Below are 17524 nucleotides of genomic sequence, written 5' to 3' on the forward strand. Positions count from 1 at the left end.
AACCATGATGCGCGCGACGGCCTATTGAGCGGGCGGAGCGATGCCGATCAGGTCGATGGTGAAGACCAGGGTCGCGCCGCCGGGAATCGGGCCGCGGCCGCTCGAGCCATAAGCGAGGTTCCAGGGGATGGCGAACTCGAAACGTTCGCCGACGCGCATCAGCGGGACGCCCTCCTGCCAGCCGCGGATCAGGCGGGGCAGCGGAAAGGTGGCCGGCTCGCCGCGCCTGACCGAGGAGTCGAACTCGACCCCGTCGATGAAGCGGCCGACATAATGAATGGTCACGGTGTCGGTCGGCGCCGGATGCGCGCCCCGCGTCGCCCGGCCGACGCGGCGGTAGCGAATGCCGCTGATCGTCCGCTTCCAGCCCTCGCGCGGATCGAGCCGGTTGAGGTAGCGGAAATGAAAATCGGAGCGGTCGACGCCGGGCGCCGGCGGCGGCGGCTCCTGCGCGGCGGCGGCGAGGGCGATGAGCGCGGTCAGGATCATTTCTTCGCTGCCTTCTTCTTGGAGGGAGCCTTCTTCGCCGGAGCCTTGCGGCCCCGGCCCTTCTTCGCCGGCGGGCCCTTGGCGGCCCGTTCGTCGATCAGCTGCGCCGCTTCCTCCAGGGTCAGCTGGTCCGGGGCGACCGAGCGGGGCAGGGTCGCGTTGGTGGTGCCATCGGTGACATAGGGCCCGAAGCGCCCTTCCATCAGTTTGATCTCGGCCTCGGTGCGCGGGTGCGGGCCGAGCAGCTTCAGCGGCTCGCGCGAGCCCCGCGCCCGGCCGCCGCCGCCGGCGGCGTCGGCCAGCTTCGCCACCGCGGCGTTCATGCCGATCTCGAAAATCTCGGCGGTGGACGCGAGCTTCGCATATTTGCCGTCATGCTGGAGATAGGGGCCGTAGCGGCCGAGATTCGCGATGATCTCCTTGCCCGTTTCGGGATGCGCGCCGACCGTGCGCGGCAGCCTCAGGAAGCGCAGCGCCATGTCGAGGTCCGCCTCCGCGGCCGGCACGTCCTTGGGCAGGGACGCGCGCTTCGCCTCCTTGCCGTCGCCAAGCTGGAAATAGGGCCCGAACCGGCCCGAGCGCAGGGTCACGTCCTGCCCGCTCTCCGGATCCTGGCCGAGCACCTGCGGGCCGCTGTCCTCACTTTGCTCGCCGGCCTGGCCGAAGCGGCGGGTGAACTTGCACTCCGGATAGTTGGAGCAGGCGACGAAGGCGCCGAAGCGGCCGCCGCGCAGGCCCAGCCGGCCGGTGCCGCACAAGGGGCAGAGACGCGGGTCCGAACCGTCGCCTTTGTCGGGAAACAGGAAGGGCGAGAGGAAATCGTCGAGCGCCGCGGTGATCTCGCTCGGCTTCTGCTCCATCACCTCGGCGGTCTTCGGCTTGAAGTCCCGCCAGAATTCCTCGAGCACCGCCTGCCACTGCATGCGCCCGCCCGAAATATCGTCCAGCTCGTCCTCGAGATGGGCGGTGAAATCGTAGGAGACGTAGCGCTCGAAGAAGCGCTCGAGGAAGGCGGTCAGCAGCCGGCCGCTCTCCTCGGGATGGAAGCGGTTCTTGTCGAGCCGGACATAGTCGCGGTCCTTCAGCGTCTGCAAAGTCGCGGCATAGGTGGAGGGACGGCCGATGCCGAGCTCCTCCATCCGTTTGACCAGGCTCGCCTCCGAATAACGGGGCGGCGGCTGGGTGAAATGCTGCTCCGCCGTGACCTGCTTCTTCGCCGGCGTGTCGCCGTCGCGGAGACGCGGGAGCCGGCGGCTGTCCTCGTCCTCGGCATCGTCGCGGCCTTCCTCGTAGAGCGCGAGGAAGCCGGGGAAGAGCACGACCTGGCCGGTCGCCCGGAGCGCATGCTGACCGGTGCCGTCGGCCAGCTCGGCGGTGGTCCGCTCCAGCCGTGCCGAGGCCATCTGGCTCGCCAGCGCGCGCTTCCAGATCAGCTCGTAGAGCCGCGCATGGTCGCCCGAGCCGGCCCGCTCGCGGGAGAAGTCGGTCGGCCGGATCGCCTCGTGCGCTTCCTGCGCATTCTTGGCCCTGGTCGCATAATGGCGCGGCTTGTCGGGCACATAGCCGGCGTCGAAGCGCGACGCGACCGCGCGCCGGGCCGCGGAAACGGCCTCCTCGGCCATCTGCACGCCGTCGGTGCGCATATAGGTGATCGCGCCTTCCTCGTAGAGCGTCTGCGCGATCCGCATGGTCTGGCTGGCCGCAAAGCCCAGCTTCCGCGCCGCCTCCTGCTGCAGGGTCGAGGTGGTGAAGGGCGGCGGCGGGTTGCGGGTCAGCGGCTTGGTGTCGACCGAGACGACCGAGAAAAGCCCCTCCTCCACCGCCCGCTTCGCGGCGAGCGCGGTGCCTTCCTCGCCGATCGTCAGCCGGTCGATCTTCTCGCCATTGTAGCGGACGAGGCGCGCCTGGAACTCGGTGCCGTCCGCCTCCATCAGGGCGGTGACACTCCAATATTCCTGCGGGCGGAACAGCTCGATCTCGCGCTCCCGGTCGACGATCAGGCGCAAGGCCACGGACTGGACGCGGCCCGCAGACTTGGCGCCCGGCAGCTTGCGCCAGAGCACCGGCGAGAGCGTGAAGCCGACCAGATAGTCGAGCGCGCGCCGCGCCCGATAGGCGTCGATCAGATCCTCGTCGAGCCCGCGCGGATGAGCCATCGCGTCCGTCACCGCCGCCTTGGTGATCGCGTTGAAGGTCACGCGTTCGACATGGGCCGGCAGCGCTTTCCGCTTCTCCAGCACCTCCTGCACATGCCAGGAGATCGCCTCCCCCTCGCGGTCCGGGTCGGTGGCGAGGATCAAAGCCTCGGCGCCCTTAGCCTCGTCGGCGATCGCCTTCAGCTGCCGCGCCTTGTCCGCATAGGTTTCCCACTGCATGGCGAAGCCTTGGTCGGGGTCCACCGAGCCGTCCTTCGGCGGCAGGTCGCGGACATGGCCGTAGGAGGCCAGCACCCGGTAACCGGGGCCCAGATACTTTTCGATGGTCTTGGCCTTGGCGGGCGATTCGACGACGACGAGTTTCATAATGTTCGGTTTTTCCTCACGCGTACGCGTACAGGGTGACGAGTGGCTCCGCCCGCCGTCAAGATGGTCGGGACCTGCTGGAAGTGCCGCGCCGTCGCCTCTATGAGCGTCGGCGATGCAGCAGCAACAACAGCACCATCCAATGCTCGCCCAGGCGATCGCGCTTGCCCGCTCGGGCCGGCTGGCGGAGGGGATCGCGCTGCTGCGCCGGCTCGCGGAAGCGGGCGAGCCCGAGGCCCTGTTCCTGCTCGCCGAGACGACCTGGGTGGGCGGTCCGGTGCCGCAGGATTTCGCGCGCGGGCGGGAGCTGTTCCGGCGGGGGTCGGAGGCCGGCCATCCCCGGGCGCACATGGCCTATACCAACCTGCTCGCCAGCGGCATTGCCGGCGAGCGGGACTGGCCGGCGGCGATCGCCCGGCTGCGCCTTGAGGCCCGGTCGGATCCGGGACGCGCGCGGGTGCTCGCCCGCATCGACGCCATGAGCCTCGACGACCAGGGAGATCCCGCCATTCTGCCGGCCCCGGACCGGCTCAGCGACGCGCCGGCGGTCCAGCTCTTTCCCGCCGCCTTCACGGCCGAGGAATGCGCCTATCTGCTCGAGACCGCCGATCCCGTCTGGAAGCCGTGCCTCGTGACCGACGGCAAGGGCGGCTACGTGCAGGATCCGATCCGCACTGCCGAGGGCTCGACCACGCACTGGCTCGTCGAGGATCCGGCGGTCCACGCCCTCAACCGCCGCCTCGCCGCGCTCAGCGACACGACGCCGGAGCAGGGCGAGGCGCTGCAGCTGCTGCGCTACCGCCCCGGCCAGCAATATCGCGCCCATGTGGATTATGACGGCGGCGACAATGGCCGGATCAAGACCGCCCTCGTCTATCTCAACGAGGATTATGAAGGCGGCGAGACCCTGTTCGTGAAGACCGGTCTCAAGGTGAAGGGCCGTACCGGCGACGTCCTCGTCTTCGTCAGCGCCCGCCCGGACGGCAGCCTCGACCCGCTCTCCGAACATGCGGGGCTGCCGGTCGAAAGCGGCGTCAAGTATCTCGGCAGCCGCTGGATCCACGAGCGGCGCTATTCGGCCTAGCTTCGCGGCGTGATCCGCCACGCATAGAGGAAGGCGAAGGCGAGCAGCGCGTCGACCGAGGCGAATTCCAGCGCCGGCGCCGGCACTCGCTCCTGCAGATAGAGGACCAGGATGGTCAGGAAGAAGGCCGTCTTGGCGAGCGCCGCGATCGGCATGAGCGGGCGTAAGCGCCCCGGATCGCGACCGATCGCCAGATAGACGAGCTGCATCACCAGTGCCGCCCCGAGGAAGCCGTAATAATATTCGGGATGCGTCATCCCGCCGGGTGCCGCCTCGGCGATCCGGCGTTCCAGGAACAGGAAGGGCGTCAGGATCAGGAGGCCGTAAATGCCGGCCATGGTGAAGATGAGGCGCGGCGTCTTCATGGCAGACTGACCTTTCCTCCGGCATGGCGCTCAAGGCGCCCCGCCAGCTCCAGTTCGAGCAGAATCGTCGGCACCAAAGCCGGCGCCAGGCCCGACTGGCGGATGAGCTCGTCGACCGGAACGGGCGTCGGCCCCAGCAGGCCGGCGAGGGCGGCACGGTCGGCATCGCCGGCGTTCGCCGCCGGCACGGTATCGCGGACCGGCACCGTCTTGCGCGGCCGCGCAATCTCGGAGGGGCGAATTGCCTCGATCACGTCCTCCGCCGACTGGATCAGGGTCGCGCCTTCGCGGATCAGCAGGTTGCAGCCCTGCGCCCGTGGATCGAGCGGCGAGCCCGGCACGGCCATCACCTCGCGGCCATAATCGGCAGCGCGGCGGGCGGTGATCAGCGAGCCCGATTTCGGCGCCGCCTCGATCACGACCGTGCCCGTCGCCAGCCCGGCGATGATCCGGTTGCGCCGGGGGAAATGACGTCCGCGTGGCTCGGTGCCCGGCGGCATCTCGGCGATCAGCAAGCCCTGCTCGGCAACCGCGCGCTGCCTGTCCGCATTTTCGGGCGGATAGATGATGTCGATGCCACCGGCGATGACGCCGGCCGTGCCGGTCGCCAGGGCACCGTCATGCGCGGCCGAATCGACGCCGCGCGCCAGGCCCGACACGACCAGCAAGCCGGCATCGCCGAGCGCCTGCGCCAGCCCGCGCGCGAACCGGCAAGCGGCAGCCGAGGCGTTGCGCGCGCCGACGATCGCGACGGCCTGCCGGTCGAGCAACCCGACATCCCCCTTCACGATGAGGGCCGGCGGGGGCGCATCGGTCTCGGTCAGCAGCGGCGGATAACCCTCCTCGCCGAGAAAGAGGTAGCGGGCGCCGAGGCGGGCTACGGTCTCCATTTCCCGCTCGATCTCGCTTTGCGTGGCAAGCTGGGGCGGGCGGCCGCCGCCGCGCGCGGCAAGATCGGGGATCGCCGCGAGCGCCGCCTGCGCCGAGCCGAAGCGGGCCAGCAGCTGGACGTAGGTGATTGGCCCGATGCTGTTCGAGCGGATCAGGCGCAGCCGCGCGATCCGGTCGGCCGTCACCGTCAGGCCTCCTTGCTCCGCCCGACCTTCGGCTCCTCCCCGCGGACGAGCCGGCCGATATTCGCCCGGTGCTTCCAGAGCACCAGCAGGGCGAAGCCGAGCAGCAGGATGGCAAGATCCACGCGTCCGAACAGGAAGGTCGAGACCGGCGCGGCGACCGCGGCCAGCATCCCGCCGACCGAGGAATAGCGCGTGACCAGGAGCGTCAGGAGCCAGACGCCCGCGACGATCAGCCCGGTCGGCCAGTGCAGCGCCAGCACGATGCCGACCAGGGTCGCGACCCCCTTGCCGCCCCTGAAGCCGAGCCAGACCGGAAAGAGATGGCCGAGCAAGGCCCCGATGGCGGCGATCCCCGTCGCCTGCGGCAGCTCCGCCCAGAGCCAGGCCGCGAGCAGCACCGCGGCCGCGCCCTTGGCGGCGTCGAGAACCAGGGTGGCCGCGGCCAACCCCTTCCTGCCGGTCCTCAGCACGTTGGTCGCGCCGATATTGCCCGAGCCGATGTTGCGGACGTCGCCGAGCCCGGCGGCCCGGGTCAGGACCAGCCCGAACGGGATCGAGCCGAGCGCATAGCCGAGCAGGAAGCACAGGACCGGCGGCAGGAAGATTTCAGGCGTCACGTCCACCCCCAGGGGCGCCTTGCCTAGCCACGCGCGAAAAACGGCGCAACCATGGCCTGCTCCACATCGGATTTGAAACCGGGCCGGCAGGGGCTACATGCGCCGCCAATGGCCCGCCCCGACCAGCCCCTGCTCATCCTCGATTCCGGCGTCGGCGGCCTGTCGGTGCTCGGCGAAATCCGCGCGCTGCTGCCGAGCGCCCCGATCGTCTACGCCGCCGACAACGGGGCCTATCCCTATGGCACCAGGAGCGCCGCGGAGATCGAGCGCCACGTCCCGGCTCTGCTCGGGCGACTGGCAAAACGCTACGATCCGGCCTTGGTCGTGATCGCCTGCAACACCGCCTCGACGATCGCGCTGGATCCCGTCCGCGCGGCGCTGCACGTCCCGATCGTCGGCACCGTGCCCGCAATCAAGCCCGCCGCCTTGCTCTCGAAGACGCGGGCGATCGGGGTGCTGGGCACCGACGCGACCGTCGTCCAGCCCTATGTCGATCGGCTCGCGGCCGAATTCGCCGCCGACTGTACCGTCGTCCGCCACGGCTCGGCCGAGCTGGTCGACCTGGCCGAAGCGAAGCTGCGCGGGCAGGCCACGGACCCCGAAGCCTATGCGCGCATCCTCGATGGCCTGCTTTCCCGGCCCGGCGGCGACCTGATCGACACGATCGTCCTCGCCTGCACGCATTTCCCCCTGGTCGAGGCCGAGCTCGCCGCCGCCGCCGCGCCGCGCCCGCTCGGCTTCGTGCACGGCGCGGCCGGCATTGCCCGCCGCACTGCCTGGCTGCTGCGCGACCATGGCTGGCCCGCCGACGCCGGCGAGGGCGTCGCGGTGTTCACGGCGCCGGCTCGGGCGATCGAGGCTTATCGAGCGGGGCTCGCCGATTACGGCCTGACCCGGCTGGAGACATTGTGAGCACGCGCACTATTGAGAATCGTTCGCACTGGCCTTCCGCGCCTCATATCCTCTAAGGAGCGGGCAAGAGACCCGGGGTATCGACTTGGACTATCAGCGCATCTTCGCGGAGGCGATCGAGCGGCTTCATGCCGAGGGCCGCTACCGTGTCTTCATCGACATTCTCAGGAACAAGGGCGCCTTCCCGAACGCCCGCTGCTTCCACGGCCATAACGGCCCGAAGCCGATCACCGTCTGGTGCTCCAACGACTATCTCGCCATGGGCCAGCATCCGGACGTGATCGCGGCGATGGAAGAGGCCCTGCACGATGTCGGCGCGGGCTCGGGCGGCACCCGCAACATCTCCGGCAACAGCCATTATCATGTCGACCTCGAGGCCGAGCTCGCCGACCTGCACGGCAAGGAAGCGGCCCTGCTCTTCACCTCGGGCTATGTCTCGAACGAGGCGACGCTTTCCACGATCGCCAAGCTGCTGCCGGGCTGCATCATTTTCTCCGACGCGCTGAACCACGCCTCGATGATCGCCGGCATCCGCAGCTCCGGCTGCGAGAAGAAGGTGTTCCGCCACAACGATCTCGCCCATCTCGAGGAATTGCTCGCGGCGGCCGATCCGGCGGCGCCCAAGCTGATCGCCTTCGAGAGCGTCTATTCGATGGATGGCGATATCGCGCCGATCGGAGCGATCTGCGACCTCGCCGAGAAATATGAGGCGATCACCTATCTCGACGAGGTGCACGCGGTCGGCATGTACGGCCCGCGCGGCGGCGGCATTTCGGAGCGCGACGGCGTCGCCAGCCGGGTGACGATCATCGAGGGCACGCTCGGCAAGGCGTTCGGGGTGATGGGCGGCTATGTCGCGGCGGACAAGAACATCATCGACGTGATCCGCTCCTACGCGCCGGGCTTCATCTTCACGACCTCGCTGTCGCCGGTGCTCGTCGCCGGCGCATTGGCGAGCGTCCGCCATCTCAAGGCCTCCAGCGCCGAGCGCGAGGCGCAGCAGGCCCGCGCAGCCGCGCTCAAGGCGATCTTCGCCGCGGCCCGGCTGCCGGTCATGCCGTCGACCACGCATATCGTGCCGCTGCTGGTCGGCGATCCGGTGACCGCCAAGCGGATCAGCGACATCCTGCTCGCCGAATATGGCATCTACGTGCAGCCCATCAATTATCCGACCGTGCCGCGCGGCACCGAGCGGCTGCGCTTCACCCCGGGTCCCGCCCATAGCGAAGAGATGATGCGCGACCTCGCCAAGGCCCTGGTCGAGATCTGGGACCGGCTGGAGATGCGCTGGGCGGCTTGATCTCACCGCTCGAACTCTTCCTGCTCTTCCTCGCCGCCATCGGCGCCGGCTTCTTCAACGCGCTGGCCGGCGGTGGGTCGATCTTCACCTTCCCGGTCCTGATCGCGGTCGGCGTGCCGCCGGTGACCGCCAATGTCACCAACACGGTGGCGCTCTGCCCGGGCTATTTCGGCGGCGTGATCGCGCAAAGGCGGGACCTGGCGAACCAGGAAGGGCGGATGCTGGCGCTGCTGCCGGTTGCGGTGCTGGGCGGAATCGTCGGCGCCTGGCTGCTGACGCGAACCAGCGACGCGGCGTTTCGCAATCTCGTCCCGTTCCTCGTCCTCGGCGCCTGCCTGCTGCTCGCGCTCCAGGACCGGATCCGCACCCTGCTCCAGCGCCGCGCTGCCAGGGTCGGGCTCGCCTGGGCGGTACTCCCCGTCTTCCTGGCGGCCATTTATGGCGGCTATTTCGGCGTGGCGCTCAGCGTGATGTTCCTTGCCATGCTGGGCCTCACGATCGACGACACCTTGACCCGCCTCAACGCCCTGAAACAGGCGATGTCGCTGGCCTGCAACATCGCCGCGGCGCTCTATTTCGCGATCGGCGCGACCGTCGTCTGGAGTGCCGCGGGGGCGATGGCCGCCGGCGCCCTGCTCGGCGGCTGGGCCGGCGGTCGCCTGGCCAGCCGGGTGAACGCGGCGACGCTCAGGATCGTCGTCATTGCGATCGGCCTGATCATCGCCGCGATGTTCGCGCTGGGCTGGTAAAGCGGCTGGCGAATCCCGGCCCAAGCGCCTAGGTGGGGCGCCATGCGCATCGCCATCGCTTCCGACCACGCCGCCGTCGCGCTCAAGGCCGATCTGGTCCAGTGGCTGAACGAGCTCGGCCATGAGGTGAACGATCTCGGCCCGCAAGGCATCGAGTCGGTCGACTATCCCGATTATGGGTACAAGCTGGCCGAGGAGATCGCCGCCGGCCGGGCCGATTTCGGCGTCGCGCTCTGCGGCTCCGGCATCGGCATCTCGATCGCCGCCAACCGCCATCCCGCCTGCCGCGCCGCCTTGGTCTCGGAGCCCCTCTCCGCGCGGCTCGCCCGCGAGCATAATGACGCCAATGTCATCGCCATGGGCGCCCGCCTGATCGGGAGCGAAATGGCCCGGGCCTGCCTGGAGACCTTCCTCGCGACGCCGTTCACCGGCGGCCGCCACGCCCCGCGCGTTGACAAATTGAGCCACCCCACTTTCACCAAGGAGCCCGCATGAGCAGCCGCGCCCTCGACGTTCCGGACGGCTTCTTCACCGACACGCTCGCTGACGCCGATCCGGGCGTCGCCGATGCGATTCGTGCGGAGCTCGCCCGCCAGCAGAATCAGATCGAGCTGATCGCCTCGGAGAATATCGTCTCCCGGGCGGTGCTGGAGGCCCAGGGCTCGGTCCTCACCAACAAATATGCCGAAGGCTATCCGGGGCGGCGTTATTATCAGGGTTGCGCACCGTCCGACGCCGTGGAGACGCTGGCGATCGAGCGCGCGAAGCAATTGTTCGACTGCGGCTTCGCCAATGTCCAGCCGCATAGCGGCGCGCAGGCCAATGGCGCGGTCATGCTCGCGCTGACCAGGCCGGGCGACACGATCCTCGGCATGTCGCTCGATGCCGGCGGCCATCTCACCCATGGGGCCAGGCCGGCAATGTCCGGCAAGTGGTTCAACGCCATCCAATATGGCGTGCGCCGCGACGATCATCTCATCGATTTCGACCAGGTCGCCGCGCTTGCGCGCGAGCACCGACCGACCTTGATCATCGCCGGCGGCTCCGCCTATCCGCGCCATATCGACTTCGCCGCTTTCCGCACGATCGCGGACGAGGTGGGCGCGCTGTTCATGTGCGACATGGCCCACTTTGCCGGTCTCGTCGCGGCGGGCGAGCATCCGACGCCCTTCGGTCACGCCCATGTCGTGACCACCACCACCCACAAGACCCTGCGCGGCCCGCGCGGCGGCATGATCCTCACCAATGACGAGGCGATCGCGAAGAAGATCAATTCGGCGGTCTTCCCGGGCCTGCAGGGCGGCCCGCTCATGCACGTCATCGCGGCGAAGGCGGTTGCGTTCGGCGAGGCGCTGCAACCAGAATTCAAATCCTATGCCCGCGCCGTGATCGCCAATGCCAAGGCGCTGGCCGGCCGCCTGAAGGAGCGCGGCGCCGATCTCGTCTCGGGCGGGACCGACACCCATCTCGCCCTGGTTGACGTCAGCCCGCTCGGCGTGACCGGCAAGGATGCCGACGAGGCGCTCGAGCGGGCCGCGATCACCTGCAACAAGAACGGCGTGCCGTTCGACCCGCTGCCGCCGGTGAAGACGAGCGGCATTCGGGTCGGCTCCCCGGCCGGCACCACCCGCGGCTTCGGCGTCGCGGAGTTTCGCGACATCGCCGACATGGTGGCGGACGTCCTCGACGGCCTGAAGGCGAACGGGCACGATGGCAATGCCGGCGTCGAGGCCGAAGTCCGGGCCCGCGTCGAAGCCCTCTGCGCTCGCTTCCCCATCTACCCGGAGCTCTGATTGCGCTGCCCGTTCTGCTCGCATGAAAACAGCCAGGTGAAGGACAGCCGTCCCACCGAGGACGGCTCCTCGATCCGCCGCCGCCGCCAGTGCGAGGATTGCGGTGCCCGCTTCACCACTTTCGAGCGGATCCAACTGCGCGAGCTCACCGTGCTCAAGTCCGGTGACCGGCGCGAGACCTTCGACCGCACCAAGCTCGAGCGCTCGATCGCGACCGCGTGCCGCAAGCGCCCCGTCCCCGCCGAGCGGATCGAGCGCCTCGCCTCCTCGATCCAGCGCCAGATCGAGACGTCGGGCGAGAGCGAGATGCCCTCGCACCGGATCGGCGAGATGGTGATGGAGGGCCTGAAGGCGCTCGATCCCGTCGCCTATATCCGCTTCGCCTCCGTCTATAAGGACTTCCGCGAAGCCAAGGATTTCGAGGATTTCGCCGGCACCGTCTCCGAAGCGGGGAAGGAGTGAGCGCGCCGCCGCCTGCAATCGTCCTCGTCCGTCCCCAGCTCGGTGAGAATATCGGCAAGGCGGCGCGGGCGATGCTGAATTTCGGGCTGACCGACCTCAGGCTGGTGGCCCCGCGCGACGGCTGGCCGAACCCCGCCGCGGGGCCCGCCGCGTCGGGCGCGGATGTCGTGCTCGAGCGGGCGCAAGTGTTCGAGACGGTGGCCGAGGCCGTCGCGGACTGCGCCTATGTCTATGCGACCACGGTCAGGAAGCGCGGCCTCGTCATTCCGATCGTCTCGCCCGAGGAGGCCGGTCGCGAAATCCACGCCAATGACGGCCCCTCCGCCATCCTGTTCGGTGCCGAGCGCTCCGGGCTGGAGACCGACGAGGTGGCGCTGGCCGGGAAGATCGTCACCGTCCCCGTCAATCCCGACTTCCGCTCGCTGAACCTCGCCCAGGCGGTGATCCTGCTCGCCTATGAATGGTCGAAGCATGTCGCGCTGGCCGTCCCCACCGAAGGCGATGCGGAGGAGCCCCGCGCCAGCCAGGCGCACCTGGAGGGCCTGATCGAGCAGCTTTACGCCTCGCTCGAGGCGGCGCATTATTTCCATCCGCCGGACCGGACGCCGGCGACGAAGAACACGATCCGCACGATCCTCACCAAGGCGGGCTGGTCGGCGCGCGAGATCCAGGCCTTGCGCGGCGTCATCCGCGCACTCGTCGAGCCGGGCGGCCGGCCGCGGCGGTCCTGAAGGCGGGCCTGAAGCGGCCTTTGGCAAGGACGGCTGCCGACGCCTCGAACCACGGGCCGGCGACGCCGCCCTTGAAGATAAGCCTCTGGAATGATAGACTTCGCGCTTCCCCGCCGAGCGGGTGTTTTTCGACGGGAGTCCCCCAATGAAGCTGACCGCCATCGCTGCCTCCATCGCCGTGATCGCCGTGCCGATCGCCGTTCAGGGCGCGCAGGCCCCGACCAAGACCAATCCTCCGCCCAAGCGGATCTGCACCGTCCAGCAGACGCTGGGCAGCCGCGTCAACAATGTCCGCAGCTGCCGCACCCGCGAGGAGCGTGAGGCCGCGAAGCAGGAAGCCCGGCAGACCGTCGACCGCGTCCAGGCGATGAAGGCAACCACCTGCCCGCCCAATTGCTGACGCGCCTGTCGGCTTGACTAATCCACGCCGACCGCTCCATCTGGGGCGGGCTGCACCATTCATGGAAGAGTGATCCTGATGAAAATCGTCCTGTTCAGCGCCGCTTTGCTTGTGTCCGGCGCCGCCGCGGCCCAGCCCGGCTCGTCCAGCGCCTCGCCCAACGGCGCGGGCGCGCGCAACGCCGACCCCAATGAGACGATCTGCCGCAACGTCCGCGAGACCGGCTCGATGCTGAGCCGCAGCCGAATCTGCAAGACCCGCGCGCAGTGGGAAGAGGACCGCCGGACGACGCGTCAGAACATCGACCGTGCGCAGACCAACCGGCCGATGAGCGGCAACTAGGCCGCTCTCCTCCCTTCGGTTGACTTTCGCGGGCGCATTCGCCATGTGCCCGCCTTCGCAATTGGCCCCGCACCCCTGGTGAAGCGGCGGCCGCGTCTGGCGCGTATTGGCCAAGCGGTGCGGCTCCAGGGACAAAACCAGCGGAAACGCTAGAGCAAATTGGAGTGTTGAATCATGTCGAAGCGCACCAGCGCCAAGTACAAGCTCGACCGCCGCATGGGCGAGAACGTCTTCGGACGGCCCAAGAGCCCGGTCAATCGCCGCGAATATGGTCCCGGCCAGCACGGCCAGCGCCGCAAGGGCAAGATGTCGGACTTCGGCATCCAGCTGCGCGCCAAACAGAAGCTGAAGGGCTATTATGGCGACGTCACCGAGAAGCAGTTCAAGCGCGCCTACAGCGACGCCTCGAAGATGAAGGGCGACACTGGCCAGAACCTGATCGGCCTGCTCGAGCGCCGGCTTGACGCCGTCGTCTACCGCGCCAAGTTCGCGCCGACCATCTGGGCCGCGCGCCAGCTCGTGAATCACGGCCACATCCGGGTCAACGGCAGGAAGCTGAACATCGCCTCGGCCAAGGTCAGCGTCGGCGACGTCGTCGAGCTCGGCCCCAAGGCGCAGGAAATGGCGCTGGTGCTGGAAGCGCAGGGCCTCGCCGAGCGCGACATCCCCGATTACATCGTCCAGGACGGCGCCACGAAGATCGTCTTCAACCGCGTCCCGACCCTCGACGAGGTCCCCTATCCGGTCCGCATGGAGCCGAACCTGGTCGTCGAATTCTATTCGCGCTGACCTGTCGGCCCATCGCGGCCTGAAGGAAGAGGCGGCTCCCTTCGCGGGGAGCCGCCTTTTTCATTGCCGGGGCGCGAGGTTGGTCTGCAGGAAGGTACCGATCCGCCGCAGCATCTGCACCCGCACGGCGGAATCGGCGAGGTCGTGCTCGAGCCCCTGAAATACGACGAGCTCGCTCCGCTTCCCGGCGCCGCGCAGCGCCGAATCCATCTGCCGCGAATGGACCACGTTGACGTTGAGGTCGCGGTCGCCGTGGAAGAGCAGGACCGGCGCGGTGATCGCGGCAGCATGGCGCGCCGGCGAGCCCTCGGCGACGTGCGGGCCGCTGCCGATATATTCGGTGATGTTCCGCCGCGAGGTATAATGGCGGAAATCCTCCTTCGCCTGCTGCAGGTCCGTGACCGGCGCGATCGCGGCCACCGCCCTGAACAGGCCGGGCTCGACGACGGCCGACTGGAGCGCCGCATAGCCGCCATAGGACCAGCCGACGATCGCCATCCGGCTTGCATCGGCGCCCCGTGCCGAGGCCAGCCAGCGCGCCCCGGCGGTGATGTCGCCGATTGACACGCGCCAGCTCTGGAAGCCGTTGCGCGACAGCCAGGCGTCGCCATAGCCGGCGGAGCCGCGATAATTGGGCTGCAGCACCGCATAGCCCTGGCTCGCGAGGAACTGGGTGATCGGATCGAATCCCCATTCGTCCCGCGCGGACGGGCCGCCATGCGGATAGATCACCGCCGGCAGGCCGCGCGCGTCGGTCCGGCCGGGCGGCAGCGTGAGATAGGCCGGAATCTGCGTGCCGTCCGCCGCGGGATAGGTCACGGCGGTGACGGTGGCGGCCGGCCGGTTCTCGAGGGGCGGCCGTACCGGCAGCAGCTCGTTGAGGCTGCGCGCCGTGCGGTCATAGACATAGTAGCGGCCGGCATCGGTGTCGCTGCCGGCATGGACGATGACCTTGTTGCCGTCGCCGCTCGTGCTGCCGAAGTCGATCAGCGGCAGGTTCGGGATCGCGCGGCCAAGCATGCGGGCGATCGCCGCATAGTCGCTGTCGAAATAGACGATCCGGCGGCGGTCGTCGGCGAAGGTCACGCCGATCACGCGCGCGCCGCGATTGGCGAAGACGACATTGTCCACGTCGACCTGCTCGTTGGCGTAGACCAGCTCGCTGGCCAGGCTCTCGTCCAGCTTCACGCGATAGAGGGCGAAGCGGCCGTTCAGCTTGCGCAGCACATAAGCGGCGTCGAGTCGGGCATCGACGGCAAGCGGGATCGTCCCGTCGCCGGTGAGCTCGTCATGATTGCCCAGCGGCCGCCAGTCGCCGCCGCTGCGCAGGCGGTAGAAATGCTCGATCCGGCTGCCGGCGAGACCGGTGCTGCCGCGGATCGTGGGCGTCGACATGATCCGGACCGTGCCGCGGCCGTCGCTGATATAGGCGCCGGCGCGGCGGTTCGGCGCCTCGATCCGGGTCGACCGCCCGGTGCGCACGTCGATCCGGTCGACGGCGAGGCCGTCGGCGGTGCGGTTGACGCGCGAGCCGACGCGGCCGGCTTCCGGCACATATTCGCGCGCCATCAACACCACCCCTTCGGCGCCGCCCAGCCAGTCGATGATCGCGCCGTCATTCTGCCGAATGCGCGCATCGTCCAGCGACCTTTGCTCGCCGAGCAGCACCGGGCTTCCGCCGTTCAGGTCGACCGAGATCAGCCGCGAGAAGGGAATGAGAAAGCCCGCGCTCGCGTCCATGGCCACGACCCGGCAGATCAGCCGGTCATTGGCGGCGAAGTTGCACCTGCGCAGCCGCTCGGGGCTGCCGTCGCTGCGCGCAATCTGCCGCACCGCGCCACCGCCGGCGAGGTCATAGACATAGGCGATCGTCTCGCGGCCCGGACCGGGCTGCAGGAAGACCACCCGGCTGCCGTCCGGCGAGATGTCGAGATGCTCGACATTCTCGCGAAGCCCGTAGAGGCCGGCGGTATCGGTGGCCGGCGGCGCTGTGTTCGCGCTCGGCGCCGGCTCTGGCGGCGGTGGCGGCGCGGGTTGCTGGGCCGATGCCGTGCCTCCCGCAAGCAAAGCGATGGAAGCCAGCAGTCGAAACATCGTACAAATCCCCCCGAAGCAAAGTAATCTAGGCAGAGTTTTGCAGGCCGATCAAGGGCATCGCCCGCGCTTGCGCCGCCGCCATGGCGCTGCCAATAGAGCGCGCACAACCCGATCCGCTGGAGCCTGCCATGCGCCTTGGCCTTTCTCTCGCCTTCCTTCCGATGGCCCTGCTCGGCCTTGCCGGCTGCGTGACAGCGCCCGCGGGGACGCCGGCGGCGCCGCAAATCTCGCTGCCGACCCTGCAGCGCGTCACCCAGACCTTGTCGTCGGACGAATTCCAGGGCCGCGCCCCCGGCACCGAGGGCGAGACCCGCACCGTCGCCTTCCTCTCCCAGGAATTCCGGCGCGCGGGCCTGCAGCCGGGCAACAATGGCAGCTGGACCCAAGACGTGCCCCTGGTCGAGATCACGCTGCAGGGCGCGCCGGCGCTGCGCGTCACCGGGCCCAACAACACCAACCTCAACTTCGCCTATCGCACCGACTATATCGGCGCCTCCTACCGCGCCCAGCCGCATGTTGCTGTCAACAACAGCGACCTCGTCTTCGTCGGCTACGGCATCAACGCGCCGGAGCTCGGCTGGAACGATTATGCGGGCGTCGACGTGCGCGGGAAGACCGTGGTCATCCTGATCAACGACCCGGACTGGCAGAGCCAGGGCCTCGAAGGCACGTTCAACGGCCGGGCGATGACCTATTATGGCCGCTGGACCTACAAGTTCGAGGAGGCGGCCCGGCAGGGCGCTGCGGCCGCGCTCATCGTCCACGATACCGCGCCCGCCTCCTATGGCTGGCCGACGGTCGAGAACAGCTGGTCGGGGCCGCAGCTCTACATGCAGTCCGCCAATGGCGGCGCCGACCAGACGGCGATGAACGGCTGGCTGCAGAACGCCGCCGCCCGCCGCCTGCTCGCCGCCGGCGGCTATGACCTGGAAGCGCTGCAGCGCGCCGCGCGCGAGCCCGGCTTCCGCGCGGTGGCGCTGACCGGGCTCAAGGCCTCGGTTGCGCTGGACAACAGGCTCCGCAACGCCGCCTCGCGCAACGTGATCGGCATCCTGCCGGGCCGCAGCCGGCCTAACGAATATGTGCTCTACACGGCCCATTGGGACCATCTCGGCGTCTGTGCCGAGACCGGCGCGGACCGGATCTGCAACGGCGCCACCGACAATGCGAGCGGCACGGCCGCGCTCGTCGCGCTCGCCGAGGCCCATGCCCGCGCCGGCCGCGCCGACCGGACCCTGGTCTTCCTCGCGGTGACCGCCGAGGAATCGGGCCTGCTCGGCTCCGCTTATTATGCGGCCCATCCGATCTTCCCGCTCGCGCAGACCGCCGGCGGCTTCAACATGGACTCGCTGAACCTCGCCGGCGCGGCGCGCGATTTCGTCTCGATCGGCGGCGGCAAGTCCGAGCTCGACGCCTGGCTGGCCCGCGCCGCCGCCCGCGCCGGCATCCGCGTCTCGCCCGAGCCGACCCCCGAGGCCGGCTATTATTTCCGCTCCGACCAGTTCAGCCTCGCCAAGATGGGCGTGCCGATGCTCTACGGCCGCGGCGGCGAGGATCTCGTCAATGGCGGCCCGGAAGCCGGGCGCGCGGCCTCGCAGGACTATCGCACCCACCGCTACCACCAGGTCGGCGACGAATATAATCCGAACTGGGACTGGGCCGGGGCGCTCACCGACGTCCGCGTCTATTACGAGGTCGGCCGCGCGCTCGCCATGTCGACCGAATGGCCGAACTGGTATCAGAACGACGCCTTCCGCGCGATCCGCGACCGGTCGCGGGCCCAGCAGTGACCCGGC

The 17524-nt window shown here is 69.1% G+C and carries 18 protein-coding genes; 12 read left to right on the forward strand and 6 right to left on the reverse strand.

The window, feature by feature from the left end; all coding sequences use genetic code 11:
- Positions 1–21 precede the first annotated feature (21 nt).
- Positions 22–489 carry an FKBP-type peptidyl-prolyl cis-trans isomerase gene (locus tag VEC11_RS05090; RefSeq protein WP_464129513.1) on the reverse strand — a complete coding sequence of 156 codons (468 nt, stop codon included), beginning with the start codon at positions 487–489 and terminating at the stop codon, positions 22–24.
- Positions 486–3011: a type I DNA topoisomerase gene (topA, locus tag VEC11_RS05095; RefSeq protein WP_464129514.1), complete on the reverse strand. Its 2526-nt coding sequence runs from the start codon at positions 3009–3011 to the stop codon at positions 486–488. The genes VEC11_RS05090 and topA overlap by 4 nt, the downstream gene beginning before the upstream one ends.
- Positions 3012–3126: 115 nt before the next feature.
- Between topA and VEC11_RS05100 the strand changes: the two genes are divergently transcribed.
- A complete protein-coding gene (locus tag VEC11_RS05100; RefSeq protein ID WP_464129515.1) occupies positions 3127–4095 on the forward strand; it encodes a 2OG-Fe(II) oxygenase in 969 nt (322 codons plus the stop codon).
- Here the strand turns inward: VEC11_RS05100 and VEC11_RS05105 are convergent.
- From VEC11_RS05105 to plsY, 3 genes are read right to left on the reverse strand one after another with little or no spacing between them, the layout of a single operon-like run.
- On the reverse strand, positions 4092–4460 hold the full coding sequence (locus VEC11_RS05105; protein ID WP_464129516.1) for a hypothetical protein: 369 nt from the start codon (positions 4458–4460) through the stop codon (positions 4092–4094). The genes VEC11_RS05100 and VEC11_RS05105 overlap by 4 nt on opposite strands.
- Positions 4457–5536: a DNA-processing protein DprA gene (dprA, locus tag VEC11_RS05110; protein ID WP_464129517.1), complete on the reverse strand. Its 1080-nt coding sequence runs from the start codon at positions 5534–5536 to the stop codon at positions 4457–4459. Before dprA ends, VEC11_RS05105 begins: the two co-directional genes overlap by 4 nt.
- A 2-nt stretch (positions 5537–5538) precedes the next feature.
- Positions 5539–6153: a glycerol-3-phosphate 1-O-acyltransferase PlsY gene (gene plsY / locus VEC11_RS05115; RefSeq protein ID WP_464129710.1), complete on the reverse strand. Its 615-nt coding sequence runs from the start codon at positions 6151–6153 to the stop codon at positions 5539–5541.
- Between the two features lie 108 nt (positions 6154–6261).
- On the opposite strand from plsY, the gene murI reads away from it, so the two are divergent.
- The 10 genes from murI to rpsD all read left to right on the forward strand — a co-directional run bounded on the left by murI (position 6262) and on the right by rpsD (position 13631).
- On the forward strand, positions 6262–7065 hold the full coding sequence (gene murI / locus VEC11_RS05120; protein ID WP_464129518.1) for a glutamate racemase: 804 nt from the start codon (positions 6262–6264) through the stop codon (positions 7063–7065).
- 85 nt (positions 7066–7150) lie between these two features.
- On the forward strand, positions 7151–8365 hold the full coding sequence (hemA, locus tag VEC11_RS05125) for a 5-aminolevulinate synthase (RefSeq protein ID WP_464129519.1): 1215 nt from the start codon (positions 7151–7153) through the stop codon (positions 8363–8365).
- Entirely contained in the window at positions 8362–9114 is a 753-nt protein-coding gene (locus tag VEC11_RS05130; protein ID WP_464129520.1) for a sulfite exporter TauE/SafE family protein, read from the forward strand. The genes hemA and VEC11_RS05130 overlap by 4 nt, the downstream gene beginning before the upstream one ends.
- A 42-nt stretch (positions 9115–9156) precedes the next feature.
- Positions 9157–9609, forward strand: coding sequence for a ribose 5-phosphate isomerase B (gene rpiB / locus VEC11_RS05135; RefSeq protein WP_464129521.1), 453 nt, complete (start codon positions 9157–9159; stop codon positions 9607–9609).
- A complete protein-coding gene (gene glyA / locus VEC11_RS05140) occupies positions 9606–10907 on the forward strand; it encodes a serine hydroxymethyltransferase (protein ID WP_464129522.1) in 1302 nt (433 codons plus the stop codon). The genes rpiB and glyA overlap by 4 nt, the downstream gene beginning before the upstream one ends.
- Positions 10908–11369: a transcriptional regulator NrdR gene (gene nrdR / locus VEC11_RS05145; RefSeq protein WP_464129523.1), complete on the forward strand. Its 462-nt coding sequence runs from the start codon at positions 10908–10910 to the stop codon at positions 11367–11369.
- Positions 11366–12100, forward strand: coding sequence for an RNA methyltransferase (locus VEC11_RS05150; protein WP_464129524.1), 735 nt, complete (start codon positions 11366–11368; stop codon positions 12098–12100). Before nrdR ends, VEC11_RS05150 begins: the two co-directional genes overlap by 4 nt.
- A 145-nt stretch (positions 12101–12245) precedes the next feature.
- Positions 12246–12500: a hypothetical protein gene (locus tag VEC11_RS05155; RefSeq protein ID WP_464129525.1), complete on the forward strand. Its 255-nt coding sequence runs from the start codon at positions 12246–12248 to the stop codon at positions 12498–12500.
- Between the two features lie 69 nt (positions 12501–12569).
- Positions 12570–12842: a hypothetical protein gene (locus VEC11_RS05160; RefSeq protein WP_464129526.1), complete on the forward strand. Its 273-nt coding sequence runs from the start codon at positions 12570–12572 to the stop codon at positions 12840–12842.
- Between the two features lie 174 nt (positions 12843–13016).
- A complete protein-coding gene (gene rpsD / locus VEC11_RS05165; protein ID WP_464129527.1) occupies positions 13017–13631 on the forward strand; it encodes a 30S ribosomal protein S4 in 615 nt (204 codons plus the stop codon).
- A gap of 60 nt (positions 13632–13691) precedes the next feature.
- On the opposite strand, the gene VEC11_RS05170 is transcribed toward rpsD, so the two are convergent.
- Positions 13692–15725, reverse strand: coding sequence for an alpha/beta hydrolase family protein (locus VEC11_RS05170; protein WP_464129528.1), 2034 nt, complete (start codon positions 15723–15725; stop codon positions 13692–13694).
- 131 nt (positions 15726–15856) lie between these two features.
- Between VEC11_RS05170 and VEC11_RS05175 the strand changes: the two genes are divergently transcribed.
- Positions 15857–17518: a M28 family peptidase gene (locus VEC11_RS05175; RefSeq protein ID WP_464129529.1), complete on the forward strand. Its 1662-nt coding sequence runs from the start codon at positions 15857–15859 to the stop codon at positions 17516–17518.
- Positions 17519–17524: the final 6 nt, after the last annotated feature.

The organism is Allosphingosinicella sp. (assembly GCF_035626655.1).
In the GTDB taxonomy this organism is placed as follows: domain Bacteria; phylum Pseudomonadota; class Alphaproteobacteria; order Sphingomonadales; family Sphingomonadaceae; genus Allosphingosinicella.